The organism is Pseudomonas morbosilactucae, from assembly GCF_023241715.1.
Classification (GTDB): domain Bacteria; phylum Pseudomonadota; class Gammaproteobacteria; order Pseudomonadales; family Pseudomonadaceae; genus Aquipseudomonas; species Aquipseudomonas morbosilactucae.
Genome location: NZ_JALQCW010000012.1, coordinates 49,625 through 62,322, shown reverse-complemented (window position 1 = coordinate 62,322; position 12,698 = coordinate 49,625). Strand labels below are relative to the sequence as shown.

Here is a 12,698-nt window from a genome sequence, read left to right as displayed (position 1 = left end):
CTTTGCATGAGTTTTAATCATGCGAGCAATCGTTTTTATCCCTTTGTGCATCCACCCCAGAGCGCCGAAAATCAGCGCTCTCCCCCCTCTTCGAGCTACCAAGCCTGATGACCAAGCAGCATCCAGCACGTATTGAACTCGGGGCCATCCTGCGGCTGGCCGGGCCGTTGATCGCCTCGCAGTTGGCGCACATGCTGATGGTCCTCACCGACACCCTGATGATGGCCCGGCTCAGTCCGCAAGCCCTGGCCGGCGGCGGCCTGGGGGCGGCCAGCTACTCCTTCGTATCGATTTTCTGCATCGGCGTGATCGCCGCGGTCGGCACCCTGGTTGCCATCCGCCAAGGCGCCGGGGACATCCCGGGCGCGGCCCGCCTGACCCAGGCCGGGCTCTGGCTGGCGTGGCTGATGGCCCTGGTGGCCGGGTTGTTACTGTGGAACCTCAAGCCGGTCTTGCTGCTGTTCGGCCAAACGCCCGACAACGTCGACGCCGCGGGCGAGTTCCTGCTGATCCTGCCCTTCGCCCTGCCCGGCTACCTGAGCTTTATGGCCTTGCGCGGTTTCACCAGCGCCATTGGCCGCGCCACGCCGGTGATGGTCATCAGCCTGGCGGGCACCGTGGCCAACTTCCTGCTCAACTACGCCTTGATCACCGGCATGTTCGGCCTACCGAAACTGGGGCTGATGGGCATCGGCCTGGTCACCGCCATCGTGGCCAACTGCATGGCCCTGGCCCTGGCCTGGCACATCCACCGGCACCCGGCCTACGCCGCCTACCCGCTGCGCCAGGGGCTGCTGCGACTCAACCGGCAGTACTTGAAGGAACTGTGGCGCCTGGGCCTGCCGATTGGCGGCACCTACGCGGTGGAAGTCGGGCTGTTCGCCTTCGCCGCCCTGTGCATGGGCACCATGGGCAGCACCCAGTTGGCCGCGCACCAGATCGCCCTGCAGATCGTCTCGGTGGCGTTTATGGTGCCCGCCGGCATTTCCTACGCCATCACCATGCGCATCGGCCAGCACTACGGCGCCGGACAATTACTGTCGGCGCGCCTGGCCGGGCGTGTGGGGATCGCCTTCGGTGCCGTGGCCATGCTCGGCTTCGCCCTGGTGTTCTGGCTGTTGCCCCAGCAGTTGATCGGGCTGTTTCTCGACCATGACGACCCGGCGTTCCGCGACGTGATCAACCTGGCGGTGAGCCTGCTGGCGGTGGCGGCTTGGTTCGAACTGTTCGACGGCACCCAGACCATCGCCATGGGCGCGATTCGCGGGCTCAAAGACGCCAAGACCACGTTCCTGGTGGGGCTGGGTTGCTATTGGCTGATCGGGGCGCCTGCAGCGTGGCTGATGGCGTTCACCCTGGGTTGGGGACCGACGGGGGTGTGGTGGGGGTTGGCGCTGGGGTTGGCGTGTGCCGCCATCAGCCTGACGCTGGCCTTCGAGTGGCGGATGAAGCGCATGGTCAAACGCCAGCCCGAGTCCCTCCGGGCCAACGCTCAAGGCGTGGCTGACCTGTCGGCCTAGACCGCACCCAAAACGGTTTGCTGCTGGGCGCCGAAGGTCAGGTAATCCACCAGTTCGGCGAGGGGCAAGGGTTTGCTGATCAGGTAGCCCTGGGCCTGGTCACACCCAAAGCCGCGCAGCAGCGCCAGTTGCTCAGGGGTTTCCACGCCCTCGGCCACCACCTCCAGGTTGAGGTTGTGGGCCAGGTTGATCATTGCGTGCACCAGTTTGCGGTTCTCTTCGCGTTGCTCCATGCCGCCGACAAAGCTTTTGTCGACCTTGAGCAAGGCGATCGGCAGGCTGTTGAGGTGAACGAAGGACGAGAAGCCGGTGCCGAAATCATCCAGGGAGAAGCGCACGCCCAGGCGTCCCAGCGCATCCATGGTCTGTTTCACCAGGTCGCTGCGACGCATCACGGCGGTCTCGGTCAGTTCGAATTCCAGCCACTGCGCCTCGACCCCACGCTCGGCAATCAGCCGGCTCAGGGTGGAGAGCAGCTGGCTGTCCTGGAACTGGCGAAACGACAGGTTGACCGCCATGTGCAGGGGCGGCAGGCCGCGCTCACGCAGGGCCTGCATATCCCGCAGGGCACGCGATATCACCCAGTAGCCCAAGGGCACGATCAACCCGCTCTGCTCGGCTAGGGGCACGAACTCGCTGGGCGGCAACAGCCCCCGCTCGCCATGGCGCCAGCGCACCAGGGCCTCGAGGCCGACGATCTGCCCGTCGTGCAGGTTCAGGCGCGGCTGGTAATGCAGCTCCAGCTCATCACGCCGCAGGGCCCGGCGCAGCTCGCTTTCCAGGTCGGCAAGACTGCGGGCATTGCGGTTGATGCGCTCGTTGAAGATATGAAAGGTGCAGCCCTGGGTGCTCTTGGCTTGCTGCATGGCGATGTGGGCGTGCCACATCAGCGGGTCCGCACCGGCATTGGCCCGGGCGTGAGCCACGCCCAGGCTGCAACCGATCAACAGGCTCTCGCCATCGACCCAGTAGGGCTCGGCCATGACTTCGGTGATGCGCTCGGCCATCCACTCGGCCCGCTGCGGGGCTCGGCGGGTGTCGATCAGCAAGGCGAACTCATCGCTGCCCAGCCGCGCCAACTGGTCGCCGGCCTCGAGCTGGCTCTTGAGCCGCGACACCACTTGCAGGATCAGCCGGTCGCCGGCCTGGTGGCCGAGGGCATCGTTGGCGTGGCGAAAGTTATCCAGGTCCAGGTGACCCAGGGCCAGGCCGCGCCCCTCGTTTTCCGCCAGGCGCGCTGCCAGCAGGGTCTGGAAGCCCTGGCGGTTGGCGATGCCGGTCAACGGGTCCTGTTCGGCCAGGCGCTGCAGGGTGTTTTCCAGCACGCCGCGCTCGCGCACATGGCGCAGGCAACGGCGCAAGGTATCCACATTCAATACATCGCGCACCAGCCAGTCGCTCGCACCCACAGGGGCCGCCGGCGGCTCCTGATCCAGCAGCAACACGGTGGGCAGGCTGCAACGACCCGGCTGCGGTTGCAGGTGGGGAACGCTCAACAGCACCGCATTGCGGTCGTCATCGAACAGACGGCTGACAGAGTCCCAGGTGGGGGCGCTGATCAGTACAACCGAGTCTCCCAATGGAGCGAGACACTCACGCAACAACGCTGCCCACGCTGGCTCTTCGGCCAGTAGCAGCAAACGCAAGGGTTCGACAGGCTTGGACAAGCTAGCTCCCTAGACTCTGCAAAAGAAGGTGGCGGTGGGCATTAGTGGGGATGCGAATAAACAATAACAGATGATATTGATTATCAAACGCAGTTTCTTCCGACGCTCTAACTCGAACATTAGACGCATATTCAGCGCGCATCCTGCGGGAAAGTATCAAAACCGGCAAATTTAGATAGCGTCTTGCGTCACAAGTCGGAGAGAGGCAGCAGAATCCGCCCAGCCTGTTAAAATGCCCGCCCATTTCGTAACCGACTCCCCTGACCGTCATGTCCCGACTCAATCCCCGGCAGCAAGAAGCCGTGAACTATGTCGGCGGCCCTCTTTTGGTGCTCGCCGGTGCTGGCTCCGGCAAGACCAGCGTGATTACCCGCAAGATTGCCCACCTGATCCAGAACTGCGGTATCCGCGCCCAGTACATCGTCGCTATGACGTTTACCAACAAGGCCGCGCGGGAGATGAAGGAACGGGTCGGCACCCTGCTCAAGGGTGGAGAAGGCCGTGGCCTGACCGTGTGCACCTTCCACAATCTGGGCCTGAACATCATCCGCAAGGAGCATGTGCGGCTGGGCTACAAGCCGGGCTTCTCGATCTTCGACGAGACCGACGTCAAGGCCTTGATGACCGACATCATGCAGAAGGAGTATGCAGGCGACGATGGCGTCGACGAGATCAAGAACATGATCGGCGCCTGGAAAAACGACCTGATCCTGCCCGCCGAAGCCCTGGAAGCCGCGCGCAACCCCAAGGAACAGACCGCCGCCATCGTCTACACCCACTACCAGCGCACGCTCAAGGCGTTCAACGCGGTGGACTTCGACGACCTGATCCTGCTGCCGGTGAAGCTGTTCCAGGACCACGCCGACATCCTGGAAAAGTGGCAGAACAAGGTGCGCTACCTGCTGGTGGACGAATACCAGGACACCAACGCCAGCCAGTACCTGCTGGTGAAGTTGCTGATCGGCAAGCGCAACCAGTTCACCGTGGTGGGCGACGACGACCAGTCGATCTACGCCTGGCGCGGTGCCCGGCCGGAAAACCTGATGCTGCTCAAGGTCGACTACCCGTCCCTGAAAGTGGTGATGCTGGAGCAGAACTACCGCTCTACCAGCCGCATCCTGCGCTGCGCCAACGTGCTGATTTCCAACAACCCCCACGAATTCGAAAAACAACTGTGGAGCGAGATGGGCCACGGTGACGAGATCCGGGTAATCCGCTGCCGCAACGAAGACGCCGAAGCCGAGCGCGTGGCCATGGAAATCCTCAGCCTGCACTTGCGCACCGACCGCCCCTACAGCGATTTCGCGATCCTCTATCGCGGCAACTACCAGGCCAAGCTGATCGAGCTGAAGCTGCAGCATCATCAGATTCCCTATCGCCTGTCGGGGGGCAACAGCTTCTTCGGACGTCAGGAAGTGAAAGACCTGATGGCCTACTTCCGCCTGATCGTGAACCCGGACGACGACAACGCCTTCCTCCGGGTGATCAACGTGCCGCGCCGGGAAATCGGCTCCACGACCCTGGAAAAACTCGGCAACTACGCCACCGAGCGCAAGATTTCGATGTACGCCGCCACCGACGAAATCGGCCTGGGCGAACACCTCGATACGCGCTTCACCGATCGCCTGGCGCGCTTCAAGCGCTTTATGGACAAGGTGCGCGAGCAGTGCGCCGGAGAAGACCCGATCAGCGCCCTGCGCAGCATGGTCATGGACATCGACTATGAAAACTGGCTGCGCACCAATAGCTCCAGCGACAAGGCCGCGGATTACCGCATGGGCAACGTCTGGTTCCTGATCGAAGCGCTGAAGAACACCCTGGAAAAAGACGAAGACGGCGAGATGACCGTCGAAGACGCGATCGGCAAGCTGGTGCTGCGCGACATGCTGGAGCGCCAGCAGGAAGAGGAAGACGGTGCCGAAGGCGTGCAGATGATGACCTTGCATGCGTCCAAGGGCCTGGAGTTCCCCTATGTGTTCATCATGGGCATGGAAGAGGAAATCCTCCCGCACCGCTCCAGCATCGAAGCCGACACCATCGAGGAAGAACGGCGCCTGGCTTACGTGGGTATTACCCGTGCGCGTCAGACCCTGGCCTTTACCTTTGCGGCCAAGCGCAAGCAGTACGGGGAAATCATCGACTGCGCGCCCAGCCGCTTTCTCGATGAGTTGCCGCCCGACGATTTGGCGTGGGAAGGCACCGACGACACGCCGACCGAGGTCAAAGCCGTTCGCGGCAACACCGCGCTGGCAGATATACGCGCCATGTTAAAACGCTAGAATTGACTACTTTTTAAACAATCACCCCTGTGGGAGCGGGCAAACCCGCGATGAGGCGCCAAGGCCGCCAAACGCATCGTGGGCAAGCCCGCTTCTACAGGAGGCCATAGCTACTTGAGGATGTTCCGTGGAAGCACTGCACAAGAAAATTCGCGAAGAAGGCATCGTGCTTTCCGATCAAGTCCTGAAGGTCGATGCCTTTCTGAACCATCAGATCGACCCGCAGTTGATGAAGCTGATCGGCGACGAATTCGCCACGCTGTTCAAGGATTCCGGGGTTACCAAGATCGTCACCATCGAAGCCTCGGGCATTGCGCCGGCGATCATGACCGGCCTGAACCTGGGCGTGCCGGTGATCTTCGCCCGCAAGCACCAGTCCCTGACCCTGACCGAGAACCTGCTATCGGCCAGCGTGTACTCCTTCACCAAGCAAGTGGAAAGCACCGTGGCCATTTCCCCACGGCACCTGACCAGCAGCGACCGGGTGTTGGTCATCGACGACTTCCTGGCCAATGGCAAGGCGTCCCAGGCGCTGATCTCGATCATCAAGCAAGCTGGCGCCACCGTGGCGGGCCTGGGCATCGTGATCGAGAAGTCGTTCCAGGGCGGCCGCGCCGAACTGGACGCCCAGGGTTACCGCGTGGAATCCCTGGCCCGGGTCAAATCCCTGGCTGGCGGCGTGGTCACCTTCATCGAGTAATCGATGCCCTGTATCAAGCCTGTAGGAACCGGCTTGCCGGCGATGGCGGTTTCAGATGGAGCGGCGGGTTTGCGGGCCTTATCGCTGGCAAGCCAGCTCCTACAAGAAACCCGCACGCCCCGCACCTGTAGGAGCCGGCTTGCCGGCGATAGCGGTTTCGGATGGAGCGGCAGGCTTGCAGGCCTTATCGTTGGCAAGCCAGCGCCTACAAAAAACCGCACGCCGCGCACCTGTAGGAGCCGGCTTGCCGGCGATAGCGATTTCGGATGGAGCGACAGGCTTGAGGGCCTTATCGCTGGCAAGCCAGCGCCTACAAAAAACCCGCACGCCCCACACCGGTAGGAGCCGGCTTGCCGGCGATGGCGGTTTCAGACGGAGCGGCAGGCTTACCCCGGGCTTGCCGCGGTGGTCGCTTGTAGCCCGGCGAGCAGCAGGCGCTGGTACAGATCCTCTTTCAAGCCTTCCGGGCTGGCCAACTGCATCCGCTGCAAATGCTCGGGAAACGCCTGGGGCTCCGGGGCATCGAGGGCGGCCTTGCCCAGCTCCAGAATCTCGCTGAGCTTGAACTTGCTCTTCAGCCAGTTCAGCGCCCGCAACAGGTCCCGCTCTTCTGCGCTGAAATCACTGCCCAGCGGATACTCCGGAAACAACTGAGGATGGCGCGCCTGGATGGCCAGCAGACGCTGCGGGCTGTTGTCGGCAAAACGCGGATCCAGGCGGAAATCCTTCGCCAGCTTGCCGGCCTTCTGCGCCTGTTCGATCAGGCCGGGCTGGAAGCGTGAATCGCTGATATTGAGCAAGGCCTCGATCACCGCAGCGTCGGTTTTGCCACGCAGGTCGGCGATGCCGTACTCGGTGACCACAATGTCCCGCAGGTGCCGAGGGATGGTGCAGTGGCCGTACTCCCAGACGATGTTGGAGTTCACCTCGCCGCCCGCTTCGCGCCAGCTGCGCAGGATCAATATGGAGCGCCCGCCTTCCAGCGCATGGGCCTGGGCAACGAAGTTGTATTGCCCGCCCACGCCGCTGAGCACCCGGCCATCTTCCAACTGGTCGGCCACACCGGCGCCCATCAGGGTCATGGTGAATGCACTGTTGATAAAACGCGCATCACGGCGTTGCGCACGCTTGAGCGCTTCCTCGCCGTACAGCTCGTTGATGTAACTGATGGCGGTCATATTGAAATGCGCCAACTGCTCCTGGGACAGCTCGCGCAAACGCTGATAGAAACTGCGCGGGCCGAGGAAAAAACCGCCGTGCACCGAGACGCCGCCCTGGGCCTGGGACTCGTCCAGGGTCCCGGCGTTGGCCTGTTGTTGCAACTCCAGCGTCGGGTAGACCTTACGCCGCACAATACCCGCGTCGGCCAGCACCAGCAGGCCGTTGACGAACATTTCACTGCAGCCATACAAGCCTTGGGCAAAGGGTTCGACGCCGCCTTGCGCCTCGATCAGCGGCGTCCAATACGGGCTACCCAGGTCCGCCAGCAGCGCCTGATACCCCGGGTTGTCGGCCTGTCGCGCCAGCAATGCTGCGGTCAGCCCGTCGCCCATGGAGCCGATGCCAATCTGCAAGGTCCCGCCATCGCGGACCAGGGTGCTGGCATGCAGGCCGATGCAATGATCCTGCAGCCCCACCGGCATGTTGGGCGTGGAAAACAACGTGCGCTGCTCGTCCTCGTCCAGCAGCAGGTCGAACGCCTCGGCGTCGATTTCGGCATCGCCCGGCATGTAGGGCAGCCCTGGGTGGACCTGGCCCAGGAGCAGGATGGTTTCACCGGCGGCCCGGCGCTTGGCGATCATCGGCAGCAGGTCGAGGGTGATGTCCGGGTTGCAGCTCAGGCTCAGGCGCTGCGGGTCCTGGGGGTCGCGGGCAAGCAACTGGGCCACCAGGTTCAGGCCCGCCGCATTGATGTCCCGGGCAGCGTGGCTGTAGTTGCTGCTGACGTAGTCTTCCTGCGCCGAGCGGCTGTGCAACAAGCTGCCGGGCTGCATGAAGAACTGCTGGACATGGACGTTCGCGGGGAGGCTGTCGCGGCGCAGGTCGGCGAGGAAATCCAGCTCGGGGTAGTCACCGAACACCCGCTCGATAAAGGGCTCAAGGAAGCGTCGCTGCAAGCCGTCGCCCAAGGGCGGGCGTCCCAGGCACAGCGCGGTGTAGATGGTCAGTTGGCGTTCGGGCAACTGGGCAATGCGTTGATACAAGGCATTGGCAAAACCATTGGGTTTGCCCAATCCCAGGGGCATGCCCAAGTGAATGTGCGCCGGCAGCCGCGCCAGCACTTCATCAACCGCATGCTCGATAGAACAGGACTGCAGCATCTGACCCTCCTGGGACCTTCCATGAATTGAGGTTGGACCGAGCTTGCCGGGACTTTGCTGCATTGAACAGCCGGGAGGCCAAATCCCAGGCACAAAAAAGCCGCTCGCAAGCGGCTTTTTCGCGAGAAATGGCGGCTTATTTCAGGCCGGACATTTTCTGGATGGCGCCTTTGAGCTCATCGTCGGAGCAATCGGCGCAGGTGCCTTTCGGCGGCATGGCGTTGATGCCGGTGATGGCCTTGGCCAGGATGCCGTCGAGGCCGCCCTGGTGATCGGCGCGCTCTTTCCAGGCTGCGGTGTCGCCAATTTTCGGTGCACCCAACAGGCCGGTGCCGTGGCAGGCATTACAGTGCTTGGCAATGACCTCGTCCGGGGTCTTGGCACCACCGCCACCAACGCTGGCGGCCACTTCCATGCCCTTGCATTCCTGCCCCTGGACACAGACTTGGCCGACCGGCTCAAGGCGCTTGGCAATGTCGTCATTGGTCGCAGCTTGAGCGCTGACTGCCCATAGGGCCAATACGGTTGCTGGTGCGGCCAGCATTTTCATAATTAGGTTCACGCGTACACCCTCAATGGTGGCTAGTCACGCCCGCGGCCACGGTTTCGCAGGCGGGCGCAAGTATAACGGTTAGCCCGCCACACTGAAACAACCCTATAGTCGAAGGGGTCTTCAAGCGAGCGAGGTGGCGATCCGGGCGCTGCTGCAAACCGTGCAGAACGCCTCTTCTATTAAAAATTCGCCGGTGTAGCTGCGCTGATTAGTCGCGCCGGAGCATCGAAAGGATTGCGGAAACGGTGCGGCTTCGTACTTTCAAAGTAGTAGCTATCGCCGGCTTCGAGGATAAATGTTTCCAGCCCGACCACCAGTTCCAGGCGGCCCTCGACGAGGATGCCGGTTTCTTCGCCCTCATGGGTGAGCATCTCTTCGCCGGTGTCGGCGCCTGGCGGATAGACCTCATTGAGGAACGCGATGGCCCGGCTCGGGTGGGCGCGGCCGACCAGTTTCATGGTCACGGCGCCGTCGGAGATGTCGATCAGCTCGTTGGCTTTGTAGACGATCTGGGTCGGCTTTTCCTGGAGGATTTCCTCGGAAAAGAACTCGACCATGGACATGGGAATGCCGCCAAGAACCTTTCTCAGCGAACTGATCGAAGGGCTGACACTGTTTTTCTCGATCATTGAAATGGTGCTGTTGGTGACGCCCGCACGTTTGGCGAGCTCACGCTGGGAGAGACCTTTCAGTTTACGGATGGATTGCAGTCGTTCACCGACGTCCAATGCGGCAGTCTCCTAGGGGATCAGGCGTTGTTGTAATTGAGCGTCATCATGGCGACAGCGTTCAGTATTTACAACACTTGGGGCCCAATCCCATTGCGCAAGGCGACTTTCGGTACACCCCCCGGCGCATCAGCTCCCGGAGTAGATCAGCGGCACCCGGCGCAGGTTGCAGAAGATCTGATAAGGGATGCTTTGCGCGGCCTGCGCCACGTCGCTGGCCAGGATGTTCTTGCCCCACAACTCCACGGTCGAACCGAGGCCCGCCTGGGGCACATCGGTGAGGTCGACACACAGCATGTCCATCGACACCCGTCCCAGCAACTGGCTGCGCTGCCCGGCCACCAGCACCGGTGTGCCGGTGGGTGCGTGCCGTGGATAGCCATCGGCATAACCCAGGGCAACCACGCCGATGCGGCTGGGCCGCTGGGTGACGAACCGGGCGCCGTAACCCACCGGCTCGCCAGCCGGCAGTTCACGCACGCAGATGACTTTGGATTCCAGGGTCATGACCGGCTGCAGGCGCGCGGCCTGGGCATTGGCTTCCTCGAACGGCGTGGCGCCGTAGAGCATGATCCCGGGGCGCACCCAGTCGCTCGGCACACTGGGCCAACCCAGCACGGCCGGCGAGTTGCGCAGGCTGACCTCGGCACCCAGCCCCTGGCGCGCGGCTTCGAACACCGCCACCTGCTCGGCACTGCGCGGGCATTCCAGTTCGTCGGCCCGGGCGAAGTGACTCATAAGCACGATCTTCGCCACCTTGCCGCTGGCCTGCAGGCGCTGGTAAGCCGCCGCGTAATCCTTGGGGTGCAGACCAACACGGTGCATGCCCGAGTCGAGCTTGAGCCAGACCGTCAGCGGCTTGGCCACGCGGGCCTGCTCGATGGCTTCCAGCTGCCACAGCGAATGCACCACGAACCAGAAATCATGCTCGACGATCAGCGCCAGTTCATCGGCCTCGAAAAACCCTTCCAGCAACAGCACCGGCGCCTTGACCCCGGCCGCCCGCAGCTCCAGGGCTTCTTCGATGCAGGCCACGGCAAAACCGTCGGCCTCGGCTTCCAGGGCCTGGGCGCAGCGCACCGCGCCATGGCCGTAGGCGTCGCCTTGATCACCGCAAGGGCGCGCGCGCCCGAGAGTTCACGGGCCAGTTGGTAGTTGTGACGCAGGGCTTGAAGGTCGATCAGGGCACGAGCAGGACGCATGGCGGCAGACTTCTAGGCGGTCGTGGGGAAGAAAAACCGGCACTGGACGATGGCATCAACCGTCGCCAGCACCGAGAGAGGGACAGTTAAGGCAGGGCAGCCACTATCGATATTTCAACGAGAATTTCCGGCTCGCAGAGCTTGGCTTCGACGGCAGCCCGGGCCGGGGCAACGCCTTTTGGCAACCACTGGTCCCAGACACTGTTCATGCCTTCGAAGTGCGCATCGATGTCTTTCAGGTAGATGGTCGCCGACAGCAGCTTGCTCTTGTCGGTGCCGGCCAGGTCCAGCAAACGCTCGATATTGGCGAGGGTTTCCCGGGTCTGTTGCTCGACCCCGGCCTGCAGGTCGTCACCGACTTGTCCGGCCAGGTACACGGTACCGCTGTGAACAACAATCTGGCTCATGCGCTCATTGGTGAGCTGGCGCTGGATTGACATGTTTAGCTGACTCCTGAGGGTTACCGTAACGAGAAATATCCAGGCCTTCGGCACTGATCTGCGGCTTTTTCTTGGCCATCAAATCAGCCAGCAAGCGACCGGAGCCGCATGCCATGGTCCAGCCAAGGGTGCCGTGGCCTGTGTTCAAGAAGAGATTGCGCAACGGCGTGGCTCCGACAATCGGGGTGCCGTCCGGCGTGGTCGGCCGCAGCCCGGTCCAGAAACTGGCCTGCGCAAGATCACCGCCGCGAGGATAGAGATCGTTGACGATCATCTCCAGGGTTTCCCGCCGGCGCGGGTTCAACGACAGGTCGAAACCGGCGATTTCGGCCATGCCGCCAACACGGATGCGGTTGTCGAAACGGGTGATGGCGACCTTGTAGGTCTCATCGAGAATGGTCGAGGTCGGGGCCATCGCCGGGTCGGTGATCGGCACGGTCAGGGAGTAACCCTTGAGCGGATACACCGGGGCGCGAATGCCCAGCGGCTTGAGCAGTTGCGGCGAGTAGCTGCCCAGGGCCAGCACGTAGCGGTCGGCGGTTTCCAGCTTGCCGTCGATCCACACGCCATTGATGCGGTCACCGGCGAAGTCGAGGCTCTGTATGTCCTGGCCGAAACGGAACTCAACCCCCAGCTTGCTGGCCATGTCCGCCAGGCGTGTGGTGAACATCTGGCAGTCGCCGGTCTGGTCGTTGGGCAGGCGCAGGGCACCGGCGAGGATGTCGGTGACGTTGGCCAGGGCCGGTTCCACCCGGGCGATACCGGCGCGGTCCAGTAACTCGAACGGCACACCCGACTCCTTGAGCACGGCGATGTCCTTCGCCGCGCCGTCGAGTTGCGCCTGGGTGCGGAACAGTTGGGTGGTGCCCAGGCTGCGGCCCTCATAGGCAATGCCGGTTTCGGCCCGCAGTTCGTCGAGGCAGTCGCGGCTGTACTCGGACAGACGCACCATGCGCTCCTTGTTCACCGCGTAGCGGCTGGCAGTGCAGTTGCGCAGCATCTGCGCCATCCACAGGTACTGGTCGATGTTGGCCGTGGCCTTGATCGCCAGGGGCGCGTGGCGCTGCAGCAGCCACTTGATGGCCTTGAGCGGCACGCCCGGTGCGGCCCAGGGCGAGGCATAGCCCGGCGAGACCTGGCCGGCATTGGCGAAGCTGGTTTCCATGGCGGCGGCCGGCTGGCGGTCCACCACCGTCACTTCAAAACCGGCACGGGCCAGATAGTAGGCACTGGTGGTACCGATAACGCCGCTGCCCAAGACCAGAACGCGCATTTTCATATCCCTCAT

At 63.0% G+C, this 12,698-nt stretch carries 9 protein-coding genes and 1 pseudogene; 3 read left to right on the top strand and 7 right to left on the bottom strand.

Annotated elements, in window-relative coordinates:
* The first annotated feature begins 107 nt into the window (after positions 1-107).
* The gene (locus M1B34_RS06670; RefSeq protein WP_268264710.1) at positions 108-1,520 is read left to right on the top strand and encodes a NorM family multidrug efflux MATE transporter; all 1,413 of its coding nucleotides are present in this window, start codon (positions 108-110) and stop codon (positions 1,518-1,520) included.
* Here the strand turns inward: M1B34_RS06670 and M1B34_RS06665 are convergent.
* Positions 1,517-3,187, bottom strand: coding sequence for a putative bifunctional diguanylate cyclase/phosphodiesterase (locus M1B34_RS06665; RefSeq protein ID WP_268264709.1), 1,671 nt, complete (start codon positions 3,185-3,187; stop codon positions 1,517-1,519). The genes M1B34_RS06670 and M1B34_RS06665 overlap by 4 nt on opposite strands.
* A 269-nt stretch (positions 3,188-3,456) precedes the next feature.
* On the opposite strand from M1B34_RS06665, the gene rep reads away from it, so the two are divergent.
* Together rep and M1B34_RS06655 are read left to right on the top strand one after the other, a co-directional pair.
* Positions 3,457-5,466, top strand: coding sequence for a DNA helicase Rep (rep, locus tag M1B34_RS06660; protein ID WP_123327811.1), 2,010 nt, complete (start codon positions 3,457-3,459; stop codon positions 5,464-5,466).
* A 127-nt stretch (positions 5,467-5,593) separates the two neighbouring features.
* Entirely contained in the window at positions 5,594-6,166 is a 573-nt protein-coding gene (locus M1B34_RS06655) for a xanthine phosphoribosyltransferase (RefSeq protein ID WP_123327812.1), read from the top strand.
* 386 nt (positions 6,167-6,552) lie between these two features.
* Here M1B34_RS06655 and M1B34_RS06650 read toward each other — a convergent pair whose 3' ends face one another.
* From M1B34_RS06650 to dadA, 6 genes and pseudogenes are all read right to left on the bottom strand, one after another.
* Positions 6,553-8,487, bottom strand: coding sequence for an acetyl-CoA hydrolase/transferase C-terminal domain-containing protein (locus M1B34_RS06650; RefSeq protein ID WP_268264708.1), 1,935 nt, complete (start codon positions 8,485-8,487; stop codon positions 6,553-6,555).
* Positions 8,488-8,623: 136 nt separating this feature from the next.
* Entirely contained in the window at positions 8,624-9,037 is a 414-nt protein-coding gene (locus tag M1B34_RS06645) for a c-type cytochrome (RefSeq protein ID WP_268264742.1), read from the bottom strand.
* A 182-nt stretch (positions 9,038-9,219) separates the two neighbouring features.
* On the bottom strand, positions 9,220-9,768 hold the full coding sequence (locus M1B34_RS06640) for a cupin domain-containing protein (protein WP_123327815.1): 549 nt from the start codon (positions 9,766-9,768) through the stop codon (positions 9,220-9,222).
* A gap of 129 nt (positions 9,769-9,897) precedes the next feature.
* Positions 9,898-10,970 (bottom strand): annotated as a pseudogene (gene alr, locus M1B34_RS06635) (alanine racemase).
* 86 nt (positions 10,971-11,056) lie between these two features.
* Complete coding sequence (locus M1B34_RS06630) at positions 11,057-11,410, bottom strand: RidA family protein (RefSeq protein WP_123327817.1); 354 nt, start codon at positions 11,408-11,410, stop codon at positions 11,057-11,059.
* The gene (gene dadA, locus M1B34_RS06625) at positions 11,382-12,683 is read right to left on the bottom strand and encodes a D-amino acid dehydrogenase (RefSeq protein ID WP_268264707.1); all 1,302 of its coding nucleotides are present in this window, start codon (positions 12,681-12,683) and stop codon (positions 11,382-11,384) included. The genes M1B34_RS06630 and dadA overlap by 29 nt, the downstream gene beginning before the upstream one ends.
* Positions 12,684-12,698 lie beyond the last annotated feature (15 nt).